Annotated in this window: 22 protein-coding genes and 1 pseudogene; 11 read left to right on the forward strand and 12 right to left on the reverse strand. The window is 75.4% G+C overall.

The genetic code is table 11. From position 1 onward, the window contains the following. Window positions 1-48: 48 nt before the first annotated feature. Both VM636_RS21765 and VM636_RS21770 read left to right on the forward strand, forming a co-directional pair. Entirely contained in the window at window positions 49-1,071 is a 1,023-nt protein-coding gene (locus tag VM636_RS21765; RefSeq protein WP_053912551.1) for a small ribosomal subunit Rsm22 family protein, read from the forward strand. A gap of 25 nt (window positions 1,072-1,096) precedes the next feature. Further along, window positions 1,097-1,537, forward strand: a complete 441-nt coding sequence (locus VM636_RS21770) for a hypothetical protein (RefSeq protein WP_338485403.1) — start codon at window positions 1,097-1,099, stop codon at window positions 1,535-1,537. Between the two features lie 31 nt (window positions 1,538-1,568). On the opposite strand, the pseudogene VM636_RS21775 reads toward VM636_RS21770, so the two are convergent. Continuing rightward, window positions 1,569-1,967 (reverse strand): annotated as a pseudogene (locus tag VM636_RS21775) (hypothetical protein); the annotation flags it as partial. Here VM636_RS21775 and VM636_RS21780 point away from each other — a divergent pair. Together VM636_RS21780 and VM636_RS21785 are read left to right on the forward strand one after the other, a co-directional pair. Beyond that, window positions 1,873-2,529: a TetR/AcrR family transcriptional regulator gene (locus VM636_RS21780; protein WP_053912553.1), complete on the forward strand. Its 657-nt coding sequence runs from the start codon at window positions 1,873-1,875 to the stop codon at window positions 2,527-2,529. The pseudogene VM636_RS21775 and the gene VM636_RS21780 overlap by 95 nt on opposite strands. Before the next feature lie 137 nt (window positions 2,530-2,666). Continuing rightward, window positions 2,667-3,398: a bifunctional DNA primase/polymerase gene (locus VM636_RS21785; protein ID WP_053912554.1), complete on the forward strand. Its 732-nt coding sequence runs from the start codon at window positions 2,667-2,669 to the stop codon at window positions 3,396-3,398. Window positions 3,399-3,572: 174 nt separating this feature from the next. On the opposite strand, the gene VM636_RS21790 is transcribed toward VM636_RS21785, so the two are convergent. The 4 genes from VM636_RS21790 to VM636_RS21805 all read right to left on the reverse strand — a co-directional run bounded on the left by VM636_RS21790 (window position 3,573) and on the right by VM636_RS21805 (window position 7,702). Further along, a complete protein-coding gene (locus tag VM636_RS21790) occupies window positions 3,573-4,571 on the reverse strand; it encodes a hypothetical protein (RefSeq protein WP_053912555.1) in 999 nt (332 codons plus the stop codon). A gap of 151 nt (window positions 4,572-4,722) precedes the next feature. After that, on the reverse strand, window positions 4,723-5,577 hold the full coding sequence (locus VM636_RS21795; RefSeq protein WP_053912556.1) for a heme ABC transporter ATP-binding protein: 855 nt from the start codon (window positions 5,575-5,577) through the stop codon (window positions 4,723-4,725). Beyond that, window positions 5,574-6,665, reverse strand: coding sequence for an iron ABC transporter permease (locus tag VM636_RS21800; RefSeq protein ID WP_030422382.1), 1,092 nt, complete (start codon window positions 6,663-6,665; stop codon window positions 5,574-5,576). The genes VM636_RS21795 and VM636_RS21800 overlap by 4 nt, the downstream gene beginning before the upstream one ends. Then, entirely contained in the window at window positions 6,662-7,702 is a 1,041-nt protein-coding gene (locus VM636_RS21805) for an ABC transporter substrate-binding protein (protein WP_053912557.1), read from the reverse strand. Before VM636_RS21805 ends, VM636_RS21800 begins: the two co-directional genes overlap by 4 nt. Before the next feature lie 81 nt (window positions 7,703-7,783). On the opposite strand from VM636_RS21805, the gene VM636_RS21810 reads away from it, so the two are divergent. Together VM636_RS21810 and VM636_RS21815 are read left to right on the forward strand one after the other, a co-directional pair. Next, window positions 7,784-9,208, forward strand: coding sequence for an HtaA domain-containing protein (locus VM636_RS21810; RefSeq protein WP_053912558.1), 1,425 nt, complete (start codon window positions 7,784-7,786; stop codon window positions 9,206-9,208). A gap of 52 nt (window positions 9,209-9,260) precedes the next feature. Beyond that, entirely contained in the window at window positions 9,261-10,799 is a 1,539-nt protein-coding gene (locus VM636_RS21815; protein ID WP_053912559.1) for an HtaA domain-containing protein, read from the forward strand. A gap of 147 nt (window positions 10,800-10,946) precedes the next feature. Here VM636_RS21815 and VM636_RS21820 read toward each other — a convergent pair whose 3' ends face one another. Both VM636_RS21820 and map read right to left on the reverse strand, forming a co-directional pair. After that, complete coding sequence (locus VM636_RS21820; protein WP_053912560.1) at window positions 10,947-11,594, reverse strand: biliverdin-producing heme oxygenase; 648 nt, start codon at window positions 11,592-11,594, stop codon at window positions 10,947-10,949. 204 nt (window positions 11,595-11,798) lie between these two features. Next, on the reverse strand, window positions 11,799-12,656 hold the full coding sequence (gene map / locus VM636_RS21825) for a type I methionyl aminopeptidase (RefSeq protein ID WP_030422387.1): 858 nt from the start codon (window positions 12,654-12,656) through the stop codon (window positions 11,799-11,801). Between the two features lie 58 nt (window positions 12,657-12,714). On the opposite strand from map, the gene VM636_RS21830 reads away from it, so the two are divergent. Then, window positions 12,715-12,942 carry a hypothetical protein gene (locus VM636_RS21830; RefSeq protein WP_053912561.1) on the forward strand — a complete coding sequence of 76 codons (228 nt, stop codon included), beginning with the start codon at window positions 12,715-12,717 and terminating at the stop codon, window positions 12,940-12,942. A gap of 116 nt (window positions 12,943-13,058) precedes the next feature. On the opposite strand, the gene VM636_RS21835 is transcribed toward VM636_RS21830, so the two are convergent. After that, window positions 13,059-13,673, reverse strand: coding sequence for a vWA domain-containing protein (locus VM636_RS21835; protein ID WP_030422389.1), 615 nt, complete (start codon window positions 13,671-13,673; stop codon window positions 13,059-13,061). 138 nt (window positions 13,674-13,811) lie between these two features. Between VM636_RS21835 and npdG the strand changes: the two genes are divergently transcribed. Together npdG and VM636_RS21845 are read left to right on the forward strand one after the other, a co-directional pair. Beyond that, the gene (gene npdG, locus VM636_RS21840) at window positions 13,812-14,519 is read left to right on the forward strand and encodes an NADPH-dependent F420 reductase (protein WP_030422390.1); all 708 of its coding nucleotides are present in this window, start codon (window positions 13,812-13,814) and stop codon (window positions 14,517-14,519) included. Window positions 14,520-14,581: 62 nt separating this feature from the next. Beyond that, window positions 14,582-14,770, forward strand: coding sequence for a hypothetical protein (locus VM636_RS21845; protein WP_030422391.1), 189 nt, complete (start codon window positions 14,582-14,584; stop codon window positions 14,768-14,770). Here VM636_RS21845 and VM636_RS21850 read toward each other — a convergent pair. Then, window positions 14,760-15,560 carry a site-2 protease family protein gene (locus VM636_RS21850; RefSeq protein WP_030422392.1) on the reverse strand — a complete coding sequence of 267 codons (801 nt, stop codon included), beginning with the start codon at window positions 15,558-15,560 and terminating at the stop codon, window positions 14,760-14,762. The two genes, VM636_RS21845 and VM636_RS21850, sit on opposite strands and share 11 nt — an antisense overlap. 260 nt (window positions 15,561-15,820) lie before the next feature. Between VM636_RS21850 and VM636_RS21855 the strand changes: the two genes are divergently transcribed. Beyond that, the gene (locus VM636_RS21855; RefSeq protein ID WP_053912562.1) at window positions 15,821-19,117 is read left to right on the forward strand and encodes a BTAD domain-containing putative transcriptional regulator; all 3,297 of its coding nucleotides are present in this window, start codon (window positions 15,821-15,823) and stop codon (window positions 19,115-19,117) included. An 8-nt stretch (window positions 19,118-19,125) separates the two neighbouring features. On the opposite strand, the gene VM636_RS21860 is transcribed toward VM636_RS21855, so the two are convergent. From VM636_RS21860 to panB, 3 genes are all read right to left on the reverse strand, one after another. Then, entirely contained in the window at window positions 19,126-19,947 is an 822-nt protein-coding gene (locus tag VM636_RS21860; RefSeq protein ID WP_030422394.1) for an ABC transporter permease, read from the reverse strand. Then, window positions 19,944-20,969 carry an ATP-binding cassette domain-containing protein gene (locus tag VM636_RS21865; protein WP_030422395.1) on the reverse strand — a complete coding sequence of 342 codons (1,026 nt, stop codon included), beginning with the start codon at window positions 20,967-20,969 and terminating at the stop codon, window positions 19,944-19,946. The genes VM636_RS21860 and VM636_RS21865 overlap by 4 nt, the downstream gene beginning before the upstream one ends. Window positions 20,970-21,175: 206 nt before the next feature. Further along, window positions 21,176-22,051: a 3-methyl-2-oxobutanoate hydroxymethyltransferase gene (gene panB / locus VM636_RS21870; protein ID WP_030422396.1), complete on the reverse strand. Its 876-nt coding sequence runs from the start codon at window positions 22,049-22,051 to the stop codon at window positions 21,176-21,178. 367 nt (window positions 22,052-22,418) lie between these two features. Between panB and VM636_RS21875 the strand changes: the two genes are divergently transcribed. Continuing rightward, window positions 22,419-23,471 carry an endonuclease/exonuclease/phosphatase family protein gene (locus VM636_RS21875; protein ID WP_053912563.1) on the forward strand — a complete coding sequence of 351 codons (1,053 nt, stop codon included), beginning with the start codon at window positions 22,419-22,421 and terminating at the stop codon, window positions 23,469-23,471. The last annotated feature ends 230 nt before the right edge of the window (window positions 23,472-23,701 follow it).

Below are 23,701 nucleotides of genomic sequence, written 5' to 3' on the forward strand. Positions count from 1 at the left end.
GGCGGCGGGCGGGCGCGCGGCGGGGACGCGGCGCCGTACGATTTCGGGGTGAACGACCCCACCGTCCCCGCCGACGCGCTGCGTGACTCCCTCGCCCACCTGGTCGACGGGCTGCCGTCCCGGCAGGCCGCGCAGGCCGTGGAGCGGCTGATCGCCACCTACCGCGGGGCCACCCCGACCGACGCCCCGATCCTGCGGGACCGGGCCGACGTCGTCGCGTACGCCGCCTACCGCATGCCGGCGACCTTCGCCGCGGTCCGCTCCGCGCTGGGCGCCCTCGCCGCCGCCGTGCCCGGCTGGGCACCCGGCAGCCACGTCGACGTCGGCGGCGGCACCGGCGCCGCGACCTGGGCCGTCAGCGACACCTGGGGCGGCGAACGCCCGGTGACCGTCCTCGACTGGGCCGAACCGGCCCTCGCCCTCGGCCGCGAGATCGCCGCCGCCCACCCCGCCCTGCGGGACGTGAGCTGGCGGCGCGCCCGCATCGGCCCGGCGCTCACCGTCGAGGACGCCGACCTCGTCACCGTCTCCTACGTCCTCAACGAACTCACCCCCGACGACCGCGCCGCCCTCGTCGACACCGCCGCCGGTGCCGCCCGCGCCGTGGTGATCGTCGAGGCCGGCACGCCCGACGGCCACGCCCGGGTCGTCGAGGCCCGCGACCGGCTCGCCGCGGCCGGGTTCCGGGTCGCCGCGCCCTGCCCGCACAGCGCGGCCTGCCCCATCGTCCCCGGCGCGGACTGGTGCCACTTCGCCGCGCGGGTCAGCCGTTCCTCCCTGCACCGCCGGGTCAAGGGCGGCTCCCTCGCCTACGAGGACGAGAAGTTCAGCTACGTCGCCGCCACCCGCTTCCCCGCCGCCCCGGCCCCGGCCCGGGTGGTCCGGCGCCCGCAGCTCCGCAAGGGGCAGGTCCTGCTCGACCTGTGCGACACGGACGAGCGGCTGCACCGGACCACGGTCACCAAACGCCACGGTGACCTCTACAAGGCGGCCCGCGACGCGGACTGGGGCGACGCCTGGCCCCCGCCCGGGGACCAGCCCCTCCCGGCGGGGGACCGACCCGGAGGCTAGCCCTCCCGGCGGAACCCCGCCTCCGATGCCCCAGGAGTCCCCGCAGGCCCCGCAGGCCCTGGAGTCCCCGGAGTTCCCGGAGTTCCCGGAGTTCCCGGAGTTCCCGGAGTTCCCGGAGTTCCCGGAGTTCCCGGAGTTCCCGGAGTTCCCGGAGTTCCCGGAGTTCCCGGAGTTCCCGGAGTTCCCGGAGTTCCCGGAGTTCCCGGAGTTCCCGGAGTTCCCGGAGTCCCCGGAGTCCCCGGAGTTCCCGGAGTCCCCGCAGACCCTGGAGGCCCCCAAGTCCCCGCAGGCCCCGGAGTCACCGGCGTATCGGAGGTCTCCGGGGCGTCCGCAGCCCCGGCCGCCGCCGGTGGGCCGGCCCGCTCCGGGCCGGCCGGCCGTTCCCCGTGCCGTTCCTCACCCCGTTCCGCGCCCCGCGCCCGCTCCTCGCCCGGCTCCTGCGGCCGTTCCCGTTCCCGCGCCATAGCCTCCTGCCGTTCCCGCAGGCGGCGCAGCAGGTCCCGTTTCTCCTCCCGAGCCGTGTCCCGCGGGGCCGGACCGCCGCCGGCCCGGCCGCCCCCGCCGCCCCCGCGCAGCGCGCCGCGGCCCAGGTGCCGGCGGTTGCCGCCGACGCCCAGGGTGTTCTCGTTGCCGCCCTTGCTCATCGGGCTCTCCCTTCCCGTGGGTCTCCGTACGCGGCCGTACGCCTCCGTACCCGGCCGCCTCGCACTCCCCGGCGGTGCGAGACGGTCCGTCTCGCGCACGGGATGCCCCCACTGTTCGGCGAGACGTGGCGTCTTGTCAACCTGATAAATTCGGATCATGCCCGACCAGGAACCCACCCCCGCCCGGCCCGCCGCCCCCGCCCGGCCCCGCCCCGACACCACCCGCCGCAGCGAGCGCTCCCGCCGCGCCATCTACGGCGCCGCCCTCGCCCTCGTCTCCGAGGTGGGCTACCCCCGGACCACCGTCGAGGGCATCGCCGCCCGCGCCGGCGTCGGCAAGCAGACGATCTACCGCTGGTGGTCCTCGAAGGCCGACGTCCTGATGGAGGCGTTCCTCGACCTCGGCGAACAGGCCGCCCGCGCCGCCGGCCAGGACCCCGCCGCCCAGGCCATCCCCGACACCGGCGACCTCGCCGCCGACCTCAAGGCGGTGCTGCGCGCCACCGTCGACGAGTTGCGCGACCCGCGCTTCGAGGCCCCCTCCCGCGCCCTGGCCGCCGAGGGCCTGGTCGACGAACAGCTCGGCCGGGAGTTCGTGGCCAAGCTCCTCGACCCCTCGCTCCAGCTCTACGTCGACCGGCTGCGCGCCGCCCAGGACGCCGGGCAGATCCGGCCGGACGTCGACCCGCGCATCGCCCTCGAACTCTTCGTCTCCCCGCTCGCCCAGCGCTGGCTGCAGCGCACGGCCCCGCTGTCCCACGCCTACACGGACACGCTCGTCGAGTACGCGCTGCACGGGCTCGTCCCGCGGTAGCCCCGCCGCCCGCCCGGTTCCGGGCGCCGCCCCCGTCCCGGGGTGACCAGGGAAGTTTGTCCCTTCCCGACCCCGACGCACGGAATGGTGCGACCATAGGGCATGCTGGTGCGCACGATGGCGAGGCGAGGGGATAGATGAGCGCGGAGTTCGGCGGCCGGACCGGCCTGCGGGGCAGAATCTCCCAGTGGCTGCGAGGACGCCGCCCCAAGGACGCCGCCGACGACGGCGGCAGGGAGCCCCTGCTGCTCGCCGCCGCCGCCGCGGGCCTGCCGCTCGCGCCCGCCGCGCACCCGGCCGGGTACCGCTGCTCCTGCGACCGCGTGGGCTGTCCCACCCCGGCCCGGCACCCGGTCTCCTTCGCCTGGCAGACGCAGTCCACCACCGACCGCTCCCAGATCGAGCGCTGGGCCCGACACCAGCCGCAGGCCAACTTCATCACCGCCACCGGCATGGTCCACGACGTGCTCGACGTGCCCCTCGAAGTGGGCCGCGAGACCCTGCGCCGGCTGCTGGAGGCGGGCGTCGAGGTCGGACCGGTCGCCGAGAGCGACGACGGCCGCCTGCTGTTCTTCACCCTCACCCGCGGCACCCCCGAGGACGAGGACGAGTGGTGGCCCTGCGAGCTGGACTGCCACCCCGAGACGATGGACGAGCACCCCGGCCTGCGCTGGCACTGCCGCGGCTCCTACGTCCTCGTCCCCCCGGCCCGGCTGCCCGGCGAGAACCAGACGGTGCACTGGGTGCGCGGCCCCGAACACCCGCTGCCGGACCCGCTCACCCTCCTGGAGACCCTCACCGACGCCTGCGCCCGGCACGTCGGCGAGGAGAGCGACCAGGCCGGAGCGGCCTGGCCCCTGCGCCACTGAGCCACCGGACCGCCCGGCGCCGGCAACCGCTCGACGACGACAGGCCCGGACCGCCCGGCACCGGCAAGCACGGACGTACGGCCCTGCTCCGGCACGGACCGGCCGCCCTGCCCCCGCGCACCGGGCCCGCCGGGACACCCGCACCGCGGCCCCGGCCCCCCTCGGCGTGCCCGGCTACTCGCCCTTCGCCGAGGTCAGCCCCTGCACGCGGCCCAGCACCGCGACCCGGCCGTCGCCCGTGCCCTTCGCCGGGTCCAGGGCGACCTGGTTCGAGACGAACTCCATGGTCAGCGACTGCTTGATCTCGCCGTCCGTCAGCGCCAGCACGTCCCGGTTCGGGGGCGGCACGGCCGCCCCCGACGCCGCGGTCTGCTTCTCGAAGTGCCGGGAGGCGAAGAAGACCAGCGCCCCGCCGTCCTCGGTGCGCAGCGCCAGCGGCGCGTGGTCGCCCTCGGTCAGCGCCTCGTCGATGTACTGGGTGACCAGCCCCGGCCGCGTCGTCCGCTTGGCCCGGGTCTGCCGCCACGTACTGGTGTGCACCCCGTCGGCGAAACCGCTCCCGCCGTCCCGGAGGTAGGCCGCGTACCCCTCGCTCAGCCCGGCCGGCGCCACCGCCAGGCCGTCCTCGTCGGCGGGCACCGCCTCCGCCCAGCCGTCCGCGTCCGTACGGAACGCGGGCAGCGAACCGGGCGCGACCAGGGTGAGGTAGGCCACCCGCCAGGTCTCGTCCAGGCCGTGCCGGGTGAAGACCAGCAGCCAGTGGGAGTCGCCGCCCTTGTTGGCCTCCGCGTCCGCCACGAACCAGCGCGGCCAGCCCGCCTTCTTGGGGATCGTGAACACCGGGTTGGTCAGGGACAGCGGGGTGTGCGCGGGGTTGCCGTCCGGGTTGTTGGCCCGGCCCGCCTTCAGCCGCGCCGCGTCGATGGCGGCGAGCGGTCCGGTGGTGTGGCCGGCGTCCAGGGCGGGGTCGTACGCCTTGTCCGCCTTGTTGTAGGCGGCGGTGAACTCCTCCAGCGCCTTCGCGGCCTCGGCGCGGGTCGTGGCCGGGAGCACCTCGCGCTCGCCGTGCACCACCACGCATCCGCTCGTCATCGCCACGGCGGTCGCCAGGGCCGCCGTCAGCGTGCCCCGGGCCGGTCGGCCGGGCCTTCGGGAGCCGCGATCCCTGCTCATCCGGTTACCTTCACCTTCCCCTTCCCGGAGGCGAACCCTACCGGGGCCCGGCGCGGCGCGGACGCCGGGACCGGGGACAGCGGCCACACCGTGACCTCACGACCCCGCCCGGCTGCCACGCCTGACGGTACGTCAGTGAAAGACGGTCCGGTCAGGGGGCGCGGCGCGGGGTCACCAGCACCTCGCCCGTGCGGGGGTGCGCCAGCACCTCCACCGGCTGGTCGTAGACCTCGCTCAGCAGCGCGTGGGAGAACACCTCGGCCGGCGGGCCGTCGGCGGCCACCCGCCCGCCGCGCAGGATCGCCACCCGGTGCGCGTACGCCGCCGCCAGCCCCAGGTCGTGCAGGACCACGACGACCGCGTCCCCGGCCGCCGCCCGCTCCCGGCACAGCCGCAGCACCAGCTCCTGGTGGCGCAGGTCCAGCGCCGCCGTCGGCTCGTCGAGCAGCACCAGCGGCGCCCGCTGGGCCAGCACCCGGGCCAGCGCCACCCGCGCCCGCTCGCCACCGCTGAGCGCGGAGAACGGGCGTCCGGCGAACGCCGTCACCTCGGTGCGCGCCATGGCGTCGGCCACCACGGCGTCGTCCTCGTCCTCCCGGTCCGAGCCCGCCCACGGGGCCCGGCCCATCCGCACCACGTCCGCCACCGGGAACGGGAAGGACAGCGCCGCCGACTGCGGCAACACCGCCCGGCGCAGCGCCAGTTCCGGCGCGGACCAGGCGGAGGCCGGCCGGCCGTGGATGCGCACGGTCCCCTCGTCGGGGGCCAGGTCGGCGCAGAGCGCGCCCAACAGGGTGGACTTGCCCGCCCCGTTGGGGCCGACCAGGGCGAGGACCTCGCCCGCGCGGACGCGGACGCCGACCCCGTCCAGGACCAGCCGGCCCGCCAGCCGGACCCGCAGGTCCTCCGCCTCGGCCAGGATCTCGCCGGGCGCGGCCGGCGCCGGCGGCACCGGCCGGGACGGTACGAGCCGCGCCAGCCGCCCGACCCTCAGGACGCCTCTCACGCCCAACCCCCTTGCCTGCGCCGGGTGCGGCGCAGCAGCCAGAAGAAGAACGGGCTGCCGACCAGGGCGGTCAGCACCCCCAGCGGCAGTTCGGCCGGTTCGGCGACCGTGCGCGCGGCGAGGTCGGCGCCGAGCAGCACGAGCGCGCCGAGCAGGGCGCTGCCCGGGATGAGGAACCGGTGCCCGGGGCCCGCCGACATCCGCAGCAGGTGCGGGACGACGAGGCCGACGAAGCCGATGACGCCGGCCACGCTCACCGCCGCCGCCGTGAGCAGCGCGATCACCAGGATCAGCACGATCCGCAGCCGCTCCACGTCCACGCCCAGGTGCCGGGCGGGGCGTTCGCCGAGCGCCAGCAGGTCGAGGCGGCGGGCGTACAGCGGGGCGAGGGCCAGTCCGGTCACCGCGCAGGGGAGCACGCCGAGCACCTTCGGCCAGGTCGCCTGGGCGAGCGAGCCCAGTTGCCAGAACGTGATCTGGTTGACGGCCGCGGTGTCCGCGAAGAAGAGGAAGAGGCCGATCAGCGCGCCCGCGAAGGCGTTGACGGCGATGCCGGTGAGGATCAGCGTCACGACCTCGGTGCGGCCCCCGGCGCGGGCCATCACGTAGACCACCAGGACGGTGGCGAGTCCGGCGGCGAAGGCGAAGGCCGGCACCGTCCAGGCGCCGAGGAAGCCGAAGCCGAAGGCGATGGCGGCGACCGCGCCGACCGCCGCGCCGGAGGAGACGCCGATGACACCGGGTTCGGCGAGCGGGTTGCCGAACACGCCCTGCATCAGGGCGCCCGCGCAGCCCAGGGAGGCGCCGACCAGGAGGGCGAGCACGATCCGGGGGAAGCGCACGTTCCACAGCACCGACTCGGCCACCCGGTCGAGTTCGGTGCCGCCGAGCCCCGCGCGGTGGAGCAGCGAACCGAGCACGTCGCCGACCGGGACGGGGTAGGCGCCGGTGCCGGCCGCGACCGGGACGAGGACGAGGAGGCCGGCCGCGAGGGCCGCCGTCAGCAGCCAGGGGGTGCCGCGCCGGCCGCGTCGCGGGGCCCCGGCGGCGGGGGCGGCCGGGCGGGCCCGCTTGTCGAGGACGGTCACCGCTCGCCGCCCTCGGCGTAGAGCTGCTCGACCACGGAGCGGAGCACCTGGTCGGTGCGCGGGCCGTAGTTGAGCAGGACGCCGTCCTCGACGGAGACGATCCGGCGGTCCATCCCGGCCGGGGTCTGGGCGATGCCGGGGATCGCGGCCAGTCCGTCGACGCCGCCGACCGATGCGAGGCCCTTGCTCATCACGAGGATCGCGTCGGGCGCCGCCTTCGCCAGGGCCTCGCCGGTGATGGCGGTGAAGTCCTTGTCCAGGCCGGAGGCCGCCCCGGCGTCGATCCCGCCGGCCGCCTCGATCAGCGAGACGGCGCCGGAGTCCCTGCCGCCGAGCAGGTGGACGGAGGCCGAGCCGCGCAGGTAGAGGAAGGCGACGCGCGGCTTGTCCGTCACCGCCGGAACGTCGTCGCGTACCGCCTCGATCCGCTCCTCGGAGCGCCGGGTCAGCTCCCGGCCCGCGTCAGGGACCCCGAGCGCGTCCGCGACGGTCCGGATGCGCGGGCCGACGTCGGCCAGGCCGGTCGCCGCCTTCACGAAGAGCACCGGGACGCCGGCCGCGCGGATCTGGTCGACGGCCTCCTGGGGCCCGGTGGTCGTCTCGGCGACGACCAGGTCCGGACGGAGCGACAGCACGCTCTCGGCGGAGACGTCGTGGCCCCGGGTGACCACGGGCAGGCCGGCCGCCTGGTCGAAGGTGGCGGAGACGTCACGGGCGACGACCCGGTCGCCGAGGCCGAGGGTGAAGACGATCTCGCTGAGGCTGCCGGAGAGCGGGACGATCCGCTCGGCCCGCTCCACCGTCACCCGCTCGCCGTCGGCGGAGCGCACGGTGACCGGCAGACGCGGCTCCGCGGTGGTCTCCAGGGGCTCCAGCCGGTTCGGTCCGGCCGGGGCGGACGAGGATTTCCCGCCGGAGGGCGCGGCCTTTGAGGAGCCTCCGCATCCGGTCGTCGTCACCGTGAGGGCGAGCACGGACAGCAGTGCTCCCGCCAGTCGGGTTCGCGAGCGTCGCACGATCCGGTCCGTTCCTTTCATCCGCCCACCAGTCCGAGCAGTTCGTAGCTTAGGTTAGCCTTACCTGAACTTGTAGCCGGCCCCGATCCGGAGGACGTGCCCATGCCCGCCCGATTCCGCGCCCTGGTCACCGTGTTGTGCGCGGTCGTCCTCGGAGCCCTGCTCCCGGCGACCGCCGCCCACGCCGAGAACCGGACCGTGCAGGGCGGACGGCTCGACTGGGGCATCAAGTCCAGCTTCCAGAGCTATGTCACCGGGCCCGTCGCCAAGGGGAGTTACTCGCTGACCGGCGGCGCCGCCACGGTCGGCGGCAGCGCCTTCCGCTTCCACTCCGCGAGCGGCTCCTACGACGGGGACACCGGCGCCTTCCGGGCCGCCTTCGCCGGCGGCGTCCGCTTCGCCGGCCACCCCGCGGGCGACGGCACGAACCAGCTCGAGCTCACCATCAGCCGTCCCACCGTGAGCATCTCCGGCTCCTCCGGCACGCTCTTCGTGGACGTCGTCGGCAAGGCGAAGGACACCGGGGCGGTCACGACGTCCCGTCAGGTGCCCTTCGCCGTCCTCTTCCTGGGCGGCATCGACATGCGGGGCGGCGGCGCCTCCGTCGCCCTCGACAACCTGCCCGCCACCCTCACCGCCCAGGGCGCGGCCGCCTTCGCCGGCTACTACACCGCCGGCACCCCGCTCGACCCGGTCAGCCTCTCCGCCGACGTCCGCGCCCCGGCGCCGAAAAAGGAGCCGTCCGCCACGCCCGGCGACGCCTCCACGTCCCCCGACGCCAAGGGGAAGACGGCCGGCGGCGAGATCCGCGACGGCGCCGTCGACTGGGGCGTGCGCCGCACCTTCCGCGAGTACGTCACCGGCGAGATCGCACGCGGCGCGTGGACCCTCGCCGCCGGCGCCCAGGACGGCGGAGCCCTCTTCCGCTTCCCCGGCGGCACCGGCACCTTCGAGGACGGCACCCTCACCGCCGCCTTCCGCGGCGAGGTCCGCTTCACCGGCGCGGACGGCCTCGACCTCCGGCTCGCCGCCGTCCGCGCCACCGTGAAGGACGGCGAGGGCACGCTCTACGCCGACGTGGCGAGCCCGGACCTGACCGCCGGCAAGGTGGCACTGGTCACCTTCGCCGCCGAGGACCTCGAACCGGCCGACGGCCTGGTCGCCGTGACCGAGGCCCCCGCCAAGCTCACCGCACGCGGCGCCGAGGCATTCGGCGGGATGTACCAGGAGGGCACGGAGATGGACCCCGTCTCCCTCGCCGTCGCCCTCACCGACGACGCGACGCTGCCCGCCCTGCCCGACCTGGGCAGCGCACCCGCGGCGAGCGCGAGCGCGCGGCCGAAGGCCGCCCCCGAGACCTCCGCCGGACCCGTCGCGCACGCCACCGGCGGCTCCGGCATCCCCGCTCTGCCCGTCGGCATCGCCGCCGGTGCCCTGTCGCTGGTGGCCGCGGCCCTCGGGGTCGCCGCCACCCGCCGGCGCCGCGCCGGCACCGCCGCCTCCACGTCCCCCGCGGACGAGGGCTGAGTCACCATCCCCGACCGCCTCCGGGCGGCCCACCACCCAAGGAGAACCGAGCATGCCCGTCAGACGACGCCGCTCCCTCACCCTCGCCGCCGCCGTGACGACGGCCGCCGCCCTCGGCGCGACCGCCCTCGCCACCCTCGGCGCCGGCACCGCCTCCGCGGCCGAGGTCCCGCTCGAGGACTACGAACTGACGTGGGGCATCAAGCAGTCGTACCGCACCTACGTCGCCACCTTCGCCAAGGGCGCCTTCACCGCCGCCGACGGCGCGAGCCAGGCCGCCGGCAACGGCGTCTTCACCTTCACCGGGGGCGTCGGCGGCTACGACGCGACCGGCCACACCGTGAACCTCGCCTTCCAGGGCAGCCTCGCGGTCGAGTCCGCCGCCCACGGCTTCGCGTTCACGCTGTCCGACGTCAAGTTCGACAGCAAGGACGCCCGGATCACGGCCGACGTGACCGCCAACGGCACCACGCGGGACGACGTGCCGCTGGCCACGGTCGAGGTCACCCGGGACATGAGGAACATGGAGACCACGCTGACCGGCCAGGCCGCGGAGGTCTTCGGCAGCGCGAGCTACGAGGGCGCCGCGGGCGACCCGCTGACGGTGGTGCGGAACACCCCGCCGACGCCGACCACCCCGCCCGCCTCCGAGCCGCCGGCCCAGTCGCCGGAGCCGACGGACACCCCGGGCACCCCGGAGCCCACCGCCTCCGAGACCACCCCGACGACACCGCCCACGACCGGCGGGCCGAGCCCCACCGCGAGCGAGGGCACCGCCCCGCCCAAGCCGTCGGCCCCGGCCACGCGGGCTCCGGCCCAGGGCGCCCTCGCCGACGGCACCCTCGGCTGGGGCGTGAAGGACTCCTTCCGCGCCTACGTCACCGGCCCGACGGCCAAGGGCACCATCACCACCTCGGGCGGCGCGACCCAGGCGGCCGCCAACGGCGCCTTCACCTTCAAGGACGCCACCGGCACCTACGACACGAAGGCAGGCAAGCTCGACGCCTCCTTCAAGGGCGCCGTCAGCTTCAAGGGCCACGAGGCCAACGGCAGTCACGGCCTCGACCTGACCCTGAGCAACCTGCGGGCCACCCTCGACGGCGGCAGGGGCACGCTCACCGCCGACGTGAACAGCCTGGGCGAGAAGTCCGCCGGCGTGGTCCTGGCCGACCTCGAGGCCCAGTCCGCCGCGCTGACCGCCAAGGACGACGTCATCACCGTCGACGCGATCGCCGCCACGCTCACCGCGGCGGGCGCCACGGCGTTCGGCGACTTCTACACCGCCGGCACGGCGCTCGACCCGGTCACCCTGTCGGTGGCCCTGACCGACGGCGCCAAGCTGCCCGAGGGGGGCACGGGCGGCGGCTTCGGCGGCACCGGCGGCTCGGGCGGCGGCGGCACCTCCGGCGGCGCCGGCTCGACCGTGGGCGGCGTCGGCTCCACCACGGGCGGCATCACCGGCGGCGGCAGCCTGGCGGCCACCGGCGCGGAGATCCCGGGCGCGGCCCTCGGCGCGGCGGCCGGCCTCGCCGTGGCCGCCGGCGCGGGCGCCGTCCTCGTCGCCCGCAAGCGGCGTCCGGCCGCCGAGTGACCCACCGGTGGGGGCGCGCCCGCACCCCCACCGGTCGCCGGCCCGGCATCCGGCCGGCCTTCTCCGGCGCGCGGGCCGGTGCCCTCGCGCACGCCCCGGTCCCCTTCGGCGATCCGGCCGAAGGGGACCGGGGCGTGCGGGCACGGCTCAGGCCGAGAGCGGGAACTCCTCGCCCAGGGCGCGGAAGACGCCGGTGTTGAGCGCGAACGCCCGCTTGCACTCGGCGATCACGCGCTGCTTCTCCAGGTCGTCGGCGCGGATGCCGTCCAGCAGTTCGCGGTACTCGCGCTTGAAGGCGGCCGGGTTGCCGATCCCCTCGAAGACGTAGAAGCGGACGCCGTCGCCCTTCCTCGCGAAGCCCCAGGTGCGCTCGGCCTTGTCGCGGATGATCTGGCCGCCGGACAGATCGCCCAGGTAGCGCGTGTAGTGGTGGGCGATGTAGCCGGCGGGCCACTGCTCGGCGCACTCGCGGACCCGGGCCGCGTACTCCTTCGTCGCCGGCAGGGCGGTCACGCCCGCGCGCCAGCCGGCCCCGCGCAGGTGCGCCAGGTCGCGCTCCAGGGACGGCAGCCGCAGCAGCTCCGGACGGACGAAGGGCCCGGCCACCGGGTCGGAGGCGAGCCGGCCGGCGGCGTCCTCCAGGGCTTCGTAGACGAACCACAACTGCTCGGTGTAGCGCGCGTAGGCGTCGACTCCGAGGCGGCCGCCGAGCAGGTCGCTCATGAAAGTGGAGGTCTCCGCCTCCACGTGCTGCTCGTGGGAGGCCGTGCGGATGAGGGTCGAGAAGGAGTCCATGGCCCAGATTTTCTATGGTTAGGCTTACCTAAGTCAACACTTTGCCGACGCTTTGTCGGTAACGGTCCCGACGCGCTGTGGGTAACTTTACCGACAACGTGTCGGCAACGCGAGAGCCCGCCCGGGCCGGAAAACAGAGGACCCGCCGGCCCGGTGGCTCCGGGCGGGCGGGTCTCGGCGGGGTCCGCGGACGCGGACGGGGGGTCAGGGCAGCGTGAGGATCTCCGCGCCGGTGTCCGTCACGACCAGCGTGTGCTCGAACTGCGCGGTCCGCTTGCGGTCCTTCGTCACGACCGTCCAGCCGTCCTCCCACATGTCGTACTCGATCGTCCCGAGCGTCAGCATCGGCTCGATCGTGAAGGTCATGCCGGGCCGGATCACGGTCGTGGCGTGCGGGCTGTCGTAGTGCGGCACGATCAGCCCGGAGTGGAAGGCGGTGTTGATGCCGTGGCCGGTGAAGTCGCGGACCACCCCGTAGCCGAAGCGCTTGGCGTAGGACTCGATGACCCGGCCGATGACGTTGATCTGCCGGCCCGGCTTCACCGCCTTGATCGCCCGGTTGAGCGCCTCGCGGGTGCGGTCGACCAGCGCGGTGCTCTCCTCGTCCACCTCGCCCACGAGGTAGGTCGCGTTCGTGTCGCCGTGCACGCCGCCGATGTACGCCGTCACGTCCAGGTTCACGATGTCGCCGTCGCGCAGCACCGTCGAGTCCGGGATGCCGTGGCAGATCACCTCGTTGACCGAGGTGCACAGCGACTTCGGGAAACCGCGGTAGCCGAGCGTCGAGGGGTAGGCGCCGTGGTCGCACATGTAGGCGTGCGCCACCCGGTCCAGCTCGTCCGTGGTCACCCCGGGCGCGATGAGCTTCGCCGCCTCGGCCATCGCCCGCGCCGCGATCCGCCCGGCCCTGCGCATCGCCTCGACCGTCTCGGGCGTCTGCACCTCCGGCCCGGTGTACGGCGTCGGCGCCGGTCTGCCGACGTACTCGGGCCGGCGGATGTTTCCGGGTACGGAACGGGTGGGAGACAGCTCCCCTGGTACGAGCAGCGACTGGCCAGACATGCCAGCGAGTCTAACCAGCGGGCATACGACACCATGTCCCTGGCGAAAGGAGCCGGTCATGGCCCTGTTCAAGAAGCGCACCGTCGGCAAACCCGGCGAGTGGTTCTACTGCCTGGAGCACCACGAGGTGGAGGAGGGGCCGGAGTGCCCGGCCAAGAACCGCTTCGGGCCCTACACCTCCCGCGCGGAGGCCGAGCGGGCGATGGAGACCGCCCGCGAACGCGACCTCCAGTGGGAGAACGACCCCCGCTGGCACGACCCGGACGACACCCGCGCCGACGACTGACCCGGCCGGGCGCCCGCGCCCCGGGCCGTCGGCCCTCGTGCCCCCGGCCCCCGTGCCGTCGGCCCTGCCCCCCGGCCCCTGTGCCCCGGGCCGCAGGCCCCGCCCGCCGGGCCCCGTCACCAGCGGGGCGGGGGCGGGGCCGTCAGGTGGTCGGCGAGGCGGGAGAGCCGGTCCCGGAAGGTGCGCCGCCCGCGCTGCGGGGGCACCGCGTCCTCCCCGGCCGCCGCGCTGACCAGGTGCTGCACGGTGTCCAGGTCCAGTTCCGCGCCGTCCGGCACGGCCAGCGTCTCGTGCGCCATCGCGGTCAGCTCCCGCTCCCCGGCGTCCCCGCCGGTGCCCAGCGCCAGCACCGTCGCCCCGGCCCGCCGCGCGTCGTGCACGCCCTCCAGCAGCCGCGCCCCCGGATCGTCCGGCGTCACCACGAGCAGCGTCTCCCCGCGCCGGGCCGCCGCGAGCCGCCCCAGCCCCACCGCCAGGTGCGCCGGGTCCGAGGGACGCGCGTCGTGCCGCACCAGGGTCGGGGCCAGCTCCGGCGTGCCCGACCAGGCGGCCTCGTCCACCAGGTGCGCCGCCAGGTGCCACGGCTCGTGGTCGGCGGTGCCCACCAGCAGCAGCCCGCCCCCGTGCGAGACCACCGACCCGCGCAGCGCCCCCGCGAACCGCCGGGTGGCCCCCAGCCACTCGGTCCCGGCCAGCACTTCCCGCAACAGCGCGACCCGTACGGCGTCCATGGCGCGCATCCTGCCGCAACCCCGCGCACGAGGGGGGTGTTCGCCCCCGGTTCCCCCGAACCGGGGACCCGCGGCCCGGCCCCGGCGGCCCGCCCCCGCACCCGGTGCCGGGGCCCGCGCGGACGTAGGGTCGGGCGCATGACCTCTTCCGACAGTGCTGCACAGAAGGCCCCCGCCAAGGACCCCTGGGACCTGCCCGACGTCTCCGGTCTCGTCGTCGGCGTCCTCGGCGGGACCGGCCCCCAGGGCAAGGGCCTCGCCTACCGGCTCGCCCGCGCCGGCCAGAAGGTGATCGTCGGCTCCCGCGCCGCCGAGCGCGCCCGGGACGCCGCCGCGGACATCGGGCTGGGCGTCGAGGGCGCCGACAACGCCGAGACCGCCCGCCGCAGCGACCTCGTCATCGTCGCCGTGCCCTGGGAGGGCCACGGCGCCACCCTGGAGTCGCTGCGCACGGAACTCGCCGGCAAGCTCGTCGTCGACTGCGTCAACCCGCTCGGCTTCGACAAGAAGGGCGCCTACGCCCTGAAGCCCGAGGAGGGCAGCGCCGCCGAGCAGGCCGCCGCGCTGCTCCCCGACAGCCGGGTCACCGCCGCCTTCCACCACCTGTCGGCCGTCCTGCTCCAGGACCGGGAGATCGACGAGATCGACACCGACGTGATGGTGCTCGGCGAGGCGCGGGCCGACGTGGAGACCGTCCAGGCCCTCGCCGGCCGCATCCCCGGCATGCGCGGCGTCTTCGCCGGCCGGCTGCGAGGCGCCCACCAGGTCGAGTCGCTGGTCGCCAACCTGATCTCCGTGAACCGCCGCTACAAGGCCCACGCCGGGCTCCGCGTGACGGACGTATGAGGCCATGGGGGACACTGGAGGGCGCAGCAGTGCCCGCCGTGTCCCCCGACAGGAGCCCCCGCATGCCCCGTCTCGCCCTCTACGCCCTGATCGTCTGCGTGCTCGCCGTGGCCGCCGCGGTCCTCTCCTTCGCGCAGGGCCACGTGCTGATCGGTGTCGTCTGGGTCCTGCTGACCGGCCTGACGTCCAACATGTGCTGGTACTACGTCAAGCGCGACCGCGACGCCCGCCGCGCGCCGGTCACCCGGTGACGGCGCAGAGACCGCCGTCCTCCCAGAACCGGTAGAGCGCGAAGCCGCACGACGAGGCGGACTCGTCGACCCCGAGGCCGCACAGGACGGCGTGCACCACGTCGAAGAACACGCCGTTGACCACCGGCACCCACAGCAGCAGCGCGACCGCGAGGAGCAGGCCGTACCGGGCGAACGGCTCGGCCTGCCGCCGCACCCCGGGCGGGAGCCAGGGCTCGACCACGCCGTACCCGTCCAGGCCCGGCACCGGCAGGAAGTTCAGGATCGCCGCCGTGACCTGGAGCAGGGCGAGGAAGGCGAGGGCGGAGCGGAAGGCGGGCGGCACGCCGTCCAGCGCGTCCAGCCAGAACGGGGCCGTGCACACCACGGCGAACAGCACGTTCGTCAGCGGCCCCGCGGCCGAGACCAGGCTGTGCCGCAGGCGCCCCCGGATCCGCCCGCGCTCGATGGAGACGGCGCCGCCGGGCAGGCCGATCCCGCCCAGCGCCACGAACACCACCGGCAGCACGATGCTGAGCAGGGGGTGCGTGTACGTCAGCGGGTTCAGGGTGAGGTAGCCCTTCGCGCCGACCGTGGGATCGCCGGCGTGCAGGGCGGTACGGGCGTGCGCGTACTCGTGCAGGCAGAGCGAGACGATCCAGGCGGCCGTCACGAACAGGAACACCGCGAACCCCGGCACGTCCCCGAACCCGGTCCAGGCGGCCCACCCGGCCACCGCGGCGACGGCCGCGATCCCGAGGAACACGGGACTGACCCGCCGATCGTCTGGGCGGACGGGGACGCTGGCCATGGGCGGGCTCCTGAGCTGCGGACCGGGGACCGACGACGGTACCCGGACGACCGGGCGCGGGGCGAGCGCCGGAACGCGGCGGTCGGGACGAGCGCCCGGGGACCGGGCCGGCAGGGCGCCAAAGGGCCCGGCCGCCGGGCCGACGGGGCCGCGTGCCCGCCCCGCCGCCCGCCCCGCGCCGGCCTCGCACCGGCCCGGCCGGCCCCGCGGGGCGCCGCACCGCGGAAACCCCGTGACCGGGCGCGACGCGGGCGGTGACAATGGACCCCGTGCGCTACCGCATCCTCGGCACGACCCAGGCACTCCGCACCGACGGCACCGCCGTCCCGGTCGGCGGGGCGCGGCTGCGTGCCCTGCTCACCGTCCTCGCCCTGCGGCCCGGCCGCACCGTGCCCGCCGGACTGCTGGTCGAGGAGGTCTGGGGCGCGGACCCGCCCGCCGACGCGACCGGCGCCCTCCAGGCACTGGTCGGCCGGCTGCGCCGGACGCTCGGCCCCGACGCGGTCGCCTCCGCCGACGGCGGCTACCGGCTCGCCTCCGCCCCCGACGACGTCGACCTGCACCGCTTCGAGCGGCTGGCCGGCGAGGGCACCCGCGCCCTGGCCGACGGCGACCCCGCCAAGGCCGCCGAGATCCTGGACGACGCCCTCGCCCTCTGGCGCGACCCCGCCCTCGCCGACCTGCCCGACCGCGCCGCCGAGGCGGCCCGCCGGGAGACCCGGCGCCTGGACGTGCTGCGCGCCCGCCACACCGCCGCCCTCGACCTCGGCCGGGCCGAGGAGTCGCTGCCCGAGCTGACCGCCCTGTGCGACGGCCACCCCCTCGACGAACCCCTCCAGGCCCTGCGGCTGCGCGCCCTGCGCGACACCGGACGCACCGCCGAGGCCCTCGCCGGCTACGAGGCCGTACGGCGCCTGCTCGCCGACCGGCTCGGCACCGGCCCCGGCCCCGGACTGCGCGCCCTGCACGCCGGGCTCCTCGGCCCCCCGGCGGGGAACGCGCCGCCCGCCCCGGCCCCCGCACCGCGGGACACCCGCCCCCGCGGCAACCTCCGCGCCCGCCTCACCTCCTTCGTCGGCCGCGACGCCGACCTCCAGGCGCTCCGCGCCGACCTGGCCGCCACCCGCCTGGTCACCCTCCTCGGCCCCGGCGGCTCCGGGAAGACCCGCCTGTCCCAGGAGGCCGCCGAGCACGCCGGGCCCGCCGCCCGCGACGGGGTGTGGCTCGCCGAACTCGCCCCCGTCGACGACCCCGACGCCGTGCCCGAGGCCGTCCTGACCGCCGTCGGCGCCCGCGAGACCGTGCTGTTCGGCGCCGGCGCCGAGGAACTGCGGGCCGTCGCCGACCGGCGGGCCACCGCCGTCGAACGCCTCGTCGAGCACTGCGGCCCGCGCCGCCTGCTGATCGTCCTGGACAACTGCGAACACGTCGTCGAGGCCGCCGCCCGCCTCACCGAGGAACTGCTCGCCCGCTGCCCCGGCCTGACCGTCCTCGCCACCAGCCGCGAACCCCTCGGCGTCCCCGGCGAACTGCTGCGCCCCGTCGAACCGCTCTCCGAACCGGCCGCGCTGCGGCTGCTCGCCGACCGGGGCGCCGCCGCGCGGCCCGGCTTCCGCACCGAGGACGACCCGGAGGCGTGCGCCGAGATCTGCCGCCGCCTCGACGGACTGCCCCTCGCCATCGAACTGGCCGCCGCCCGGCTGCGGATGCTCACCCCCCGCCAGATCGCCGACCGGCTCGACGACCGCTTCCGCCTGCTCACCTCCGGCAGCCGCACCGTCCGCCCCCGCCAGCAGACCCTGCGCGCGGTCGTCGACTGGTCCTGGGACCTGCTCGACGAGGACGAACGCGAGGTGCTGCGCCGCCTCTCCGTCTTCGCCGGCGGCTGCGACCTGGCCGCCGCCGAGGCCGTCTGCGGTCCCGCCGCCCTGGACGCCCTCGGCTCCCTCGTCGACAAGTCCCTCGTCGTCGCCGCCCCCGTACCGGACGCCGAGTCCGGCGACGGCATGCGCTACCGGCTCCTGGAGACCGTCGCCGAGTACGCCGCCGAACGCCTCGACGAGAGCGGCGGACGCGCCGCCGCCGCCCGCGCGCACCTCACCCACTACCGCGAACTCGCCCGCACCACCGACCCGTTGCTGCGCGGATCCCGCCAACTGGCCGCCATCGCCCGGCTGGAGCGCGAGTACGAGAACCTGCGCACCGCCCTGCGCCACGCCCTCGCCGAACGCGACGAGCAGGAGGCGCTGAGCCTCACCCTGTCCCTGGTCTGGTACTGGCAGATCCGCGACCTGCGCGTGGAGTCGCGCACCTGGTTCGCGGAGGTGATGGCGCTCGGCCCCGACCCCTTCGCCGAACCGGTCGTGCCGGCCCGGCCGGTGTGGGAGCGGTGCACGGCCGCGCCGCCCCCGATGACCGGCGAGGTCCTCGCCGAGGCCCGGCGCGGCGTCCACCTGGCCCACCTGGCCTGCATGGACACCGAACTGGACGCCTGGCAGACCCCGCGGGCCAAGGAGAAGCTGCGCGCCATCGCCCGCACCTACGAACCGGGCATGCCCCAGACCTGCGTCAGCCCCGGCCTGTTCTGGTTCTTCGCGGTGATGCTCAGCGGCGACATGCCCCGGCTGCGCGTGATCGCGGACGCCGCCGTCGCCACCTGCCGCGCCACCCCCGGCTACGACTGGGAACTGGCCGGCGCCCTCCAGATGCGCGCCAACCTGTTCGCCAACCGCACCGACTGGGCGGGCGACGCGGGCCGCGACGCCGACGAGTCCCTGGCGATCTACCGCCGCCTCGGGGACGCCTGGGGCGCCGCCGAGGCCCTCTCCGCCCGTGCCGAGGCCCGTGAGCGCGAGGGCGCCTACCTGCTCGCCGCCGCCGACTACGAGGCCGCCGCCGAGCACGCCGAACGCCTCGGCGCCCCCGCCCAGGTGGCCGTCCTCGGCGCCCGGCTCGGCAGCGCCCTGCTGGAGGCGGGCCGGGGCGAGGAGGGCGAACGCGTCCTGCGCGACGTCGTCGACCGGGCGCGCGGCATGATCCACAACGGGGCGATGCCCGCCGCCCGGCTCTTCCTGTCCGTACGGCTCGGCATGACCGGCCGGACCGCCGAGGCCCGTGAACAGGTGCGGCTGGTGCGCGAGGAGTTCGCCATCTCCCACTTCGTCGTCTTCGACGCCGTGATCCTCGCCATCGAAGCCTGGCTGGACACCCTGGAGGGGCTCGACGAGGAGTGCCTCGTCAAGTCCCGGCGGGTGCTGCGGCTCGCGGAGGACCCGCTGTCCGCGACCTTCGCCCCCAACATGCGCTCCGCCTACCTCACCGTCGCGGCCGCCGCCCTCGCCCGCGTCGACGGAGGCAGCCGCGCCCGCGACGCCGCCCGGCTGATCGGTGCCGCCGACGCGGCGCTGCCGCCGCGCCACGTGCTGTCCGCCCAGGAGCGGGACGCCCGCGCCCGCGCCGTGCGCCGCGCCGGACGGGCGCTCGGCCCCGAGGCGTACCGGGCCGCGTACGCGGAGGGCGGCGGCCTGTCCCCGCGGGAGGCCGCCGCCCTGGTCTGAGCCGGCCGTCAGCTCTTGGTGCGGAACTTGTGGATGGCCACCGGCGCCATGACCGCGGTGAGCGCCACCGACCAGCCCAGGGTGATCCACAGGTTGTGCGCGACCGGGCCGCCCGTCATCAGCCCGCGCGCGGCGTCCGCGAGGGTGGAGAGCGGGTTGTAGCGGGTGAACGCCTCCAGCCAGCCCGGCATCGACCCGGGCGGGGCGAAGATGGACGAGCCGAACTGGAGCGGCATCAGCACCAGGAAGCCCATCGCCTGCACCGACTGGGCGTTCTTCATCACCACGCCGAGGGTGAGGAAGACCCACATCACGGACGAGCCGAAGACCGCGGACAGCCCCACCGAGGCCAGCAGTCCCGGCCAGTCGGTGATGTCGAAGCCGACCAGCACGGCGACGATCATCAGCACCGCGGTGGCGAACAGCATCCGCAGCAGTTCCACCGCGATCTTGGCGAAGAGCACCGAGCCGCGCCCGATCGGCAGGGACCGGAAGCGGTCCATCACGCCGGAGTTGAAGTCGGTGTTGAACCCGGTGCCGACCCCCATGGCCATGTTCATGCCCATCATGGCCATCAGTCCGGGCACCACGTACTGCACGTACTGGTCCTGGCCGCCGCCGAGCGCCTGCCCGATGGAGCCGCCGAAGACGTAGACGAACAGCAGCGTGAAGACGATCGGGAAGAGCAGGGCGTCGAACATCGACTCCGGGTCCTGCCGGATCCAGAGCAGGTTGCGCCGGACCAGGGCGCCGGTGTGCCGCAGGTGCGCGCGGAGCGGGATGCGGGCGTCGGGCGCGTTCGTCGGGGCGGTCAGGGTGGCGGCGCTCATACGGTGGCCTCCTCGCGGGTCTCGGCGGGCGCGGAGTCCTGCGCGGCACCGGCGCGGTGGCCGGTGAGGGACAGGAAGACCTCGTCCAGGCTGGGCAGTTCGGTGGTGATGGAGGCGAGCGTGATGTCGCGTGCGGTGACTGCGCCCACCACGGCGGTGAGCTGCTCGTCGCTGAGGATCGGGACGAGGACGTCGTCGCGCCGGGTGTCGACCGTCGCCGTGGCGAGCCCGGTGAGGCCGGACTCGTCCAGGAAGGCGGCGAGCGGGCGCAGATGGGCCGGGTCGACGGGGCGGATGCGCAGGGTGCGCCCGCCGACGCGGGCCTTCAGCTCCTCGATGCCGCCGCCGGCGATGACCCGGCCGCGGTCGACCACGGTCAGTTCGGAGGCGAGCTGTTCGGCCTCCTCCATGTACTGGGTGGTGAGCAGCACGGTGACGCCGTCGCCGACCATGCGCTTGACCTCGTCCCACACCTCGTTGCGGGTGCGCGGGTCCAGTCCGGTGGTCGGCTCGTCGAGGAAGAGCACGGCCGGACGGCCGATCATGGAGGCGGCCAGGTCCAGCCGGCGCCGCATGCCGCCGGAGTAGGTGGCGGCGGGCCGTTTGGCGGCCTCGGTCAGCGAGAACCGCTCCAGCAGTTCGCCGGCGCGGGCGCGGGCCTCCTTGCGGGGCAGGTCGAGCAGCCGGCCGATCAGGTACAGGTTCTCCCAGCCGGGGAGCTTCTCGTCCACGGAGGCGTACTGTCCGGTCAGCCCGATCACCCGGCGCAACTGGCGCGGCTGGCGCACGGCGTCGTACCCGGCGACGACGGCGTGGCCCGCGTCGGGGGTGATGAGGGTGGACAGGATCCGCACGAGGGTGGTCTTGCCGGCGCCGTTGGGGCCGAGGACGCCCATCACGGTGCCCTCGCGCACGTCCAGGTCGACCCCGTCCAGCGCCTTGGTCTCGCCGTAGTGCTTGACCAGTCCCCGTACGGTGACCGCGGCGTCCGCGGCCGTCGGGGCGTCGTCGATGTCCTTCATGACGACGACGGTGCCAGGCCCCGCCGACAAACCGCCGACATCCCGCCGACAGCCGGGCGGCGCGGTAGGCACGCGGGGTGACGTCCCGGCGTCGGCCGGGCGTCACCGCGCCGCCGCGAGGCGCGTGGCGGCGGCGCGGGAGGCGGGAAGGGGCCGGCCCCGCCGACGGGGGAAGATCGGCGGGGCCGGCGTCGTACCGCGGTGGATCAGTGGACGGAGTGCTCCTCCTGCGGGAACGTTCCGCCGACGACGTCCTCGGCGAACGCCTTCGCCGCGTCGCCCATGACCTGGCGCAGGTCGGCGTACTTCTTGACGAACTTCGGCACCCGGCCGCCGGTCAGCCCGAGCATGTCGGTGCCCACCAGCACCTGGGCGTCCGTGCCGGCCCCGGCGCCGATGCCCACGGTGGGGATGTGCAGGGTGCGCGTCACCTCGGCGGCCAGCTCGGCCGGGACCAGCTCCAGCACCACCGAGAAGGCGCCCGCGTCCTGCACCGCCTTGGCGTCCCGCAGCAGTTGCTGGGCCGCCTCCTCGCCGCGGCCCTGGACGCGGTAGCCCATGGCGTTGACGGACTGCGGGGTCAGGCCGATGTGCGCCATCACCGGGACGCCGGACTCCACCAGCAGCTCGATCTGCCGGTGCGAGCGCTCGCCGCCCTCCAGCTTGACCGCCCCGGCCCCGGCCTCCTTGACCAGCCGCATCGCCGAGCGCAGCGCCTGCACGGGCCCCTCCTGGTACGTGCCGAAGGGCAGGTCGGCGACGATCAGGGAACGGCTCGTGCCCCGGACCACGGCGGCGGAGAGCATGGTCATCTCGTCCAGCGTCACCGGCACGGTGGTGTCGTAGCCCAGGTGGCAGTTGCCCGCGGAGTCGCCCACGAGGATCACCGGGATGCCGGCCTCGTCGTAGACGGACGCGGTCATCGCGTCGTACGCGGTGAGCATGGGCCACTTCTCGCCGCGCTCCTTGGCGGCGGCGATGTCGCGGACGGTGATGCGGCGGGTGCTCTTGCCCCCGTACAGCGCCTTCCCGGCGTCGGCGGGCGGACGCTGTGGCGTCGGGGCAGCTGGAAGCTGCGTCATGGCAACGCTCCTTCATGTCATCTCGAGGCGCCCTGACGGCGTCCCCGGATCCCCTCCATGGTGGCACCCGCGGCGGGGGCGCGGCTAGGGTCTCTCGTTGGATCAGGCCGGACCCAGCGAGCCCGGGGTGATCCAGACGAGAGGCTGGGGCCCGTCCGGAGTGTCCCGCGGGGAACGGCACGGGCGCGAATGTGCGCGTTCTGTCACAGAGGCCCCACCCGGCGCGCACGTCCGGAACTTCCGGCGCGGGTCCGCACGTCATCGTGCCCGTACGGCCGCCACGCGGCGGCGGGAACGGAACCGATCATCGCCTAGGGTGCTGAGGCACGGGGCGGACGGTGTGCACGGCAGGCAGTGAGGCAGCGGTATGGCGCAGCAGGCGTACATGGCGGAGACGGACGGGGGCGGTCCGGGAACCGGGCGCCCGGGGGGCCGGTTCCGGCGCCTGTTGCGGAGGCTGACCGACGGCTGGCGCGGCGACCGGCGGATCTGGCGCCGGGGCCTGCTCACCGCGGCGGTGGCCGTGGGGCTGGCCGCGGTGATGGCCGCGCACTCGCGCATCCCGAACGCGGTCGGCAACCTCGGCAGCCTCACGGAGACCTTCCTGCCGTGGTGCGGTCTGCTCCTGCCGGTCCTGCTGCTGATCGCGCTGGTCCGCCGTTCCGCCACGGCGCTGATCGCCCTGGTGCTGCCGGTCGCCGTGTGGCTGGACCTCTTCGGCGGCCTCCTCTTCGACAAGACCGGCACCGGAGGGGACCTCATGGTCGTCTCCCACAACGTCAACGCCGACAACGCCGACCCGTCCGGCACCGCCCGCTCCGTGGCCGACTCCGGCGCGGACGTGCTCGCCCTGGAGGAGCTGAAGGCGTCCGCCGTCCCCGTCTACGAACGGACACTGGCGACGACCTACGAGCACCACGCGGTGGTCGGCACGGTCGGCCTGTGGAGCAAGTACCCGATCAGCGACGTACGGGCGGTCGACATCAAGCTCGGCTGGAAGCGCGCCATGCGCGCCACCGTCGCCACCCCCTCCGGGCCGGTCGCCGTGTACGTCGCCCACCTGCCCTCCGTCCGGGTGAAGCTGGAGGCCGGGTTCACCGCCCGGCAGCGCGACAAGAGCGCCGACGCGCTCGGCGAGGCCATCGCCGACGAGGCGCTGCCGCGCAAGATCCTCCTCGGCGACCTCAACGGCACCATGAACGACCGCGCGCTGAACGCCATCACCTCCCAACTGCGCTCCCCGCAGGGCGCCGCCGGCGACGGCTTCGGCTTCAGTTGGCCGGCGGCCTTCCCGATGGCCCGTATCGACCAGATCCTGACCACCGGGGTGGAACCGGTGAGCAGTTGGACCCTTCCGCAGACCGGAAGCGACCACCTGCCGATCGCCGCGCGGGTGAAGGTCGACACAGAGACCTCCTGAACCCCCAGGCAGGCGCCGTACGGGCGGTCGCCGGACACCTCCGCGTCACCCGGCGGAGGCCCGGCCTGAGTGACTTTGTTTCGCACTGGAACATGAGGCCGGGCCCCCGCCCGAGCCGGTCCGGTCCGGAATCCCGCTCCCGAAAGGCCCGCCCCTCATGCCCCTGGCCCTGCTCGCCCTCGCCGTGGGCGCCTTCGGCATCGGCACGACCGAGTTCGTCATGATGGGGC

Source organism: Streptomyces sp. SCSIO 75703 (assembly GCF_036607905.1).
Classification (GTDB): Bacteria; Actinomycetota; Actinomycetes; order Streptomycetales; family Streptomycetaceae; genus Streptomyces.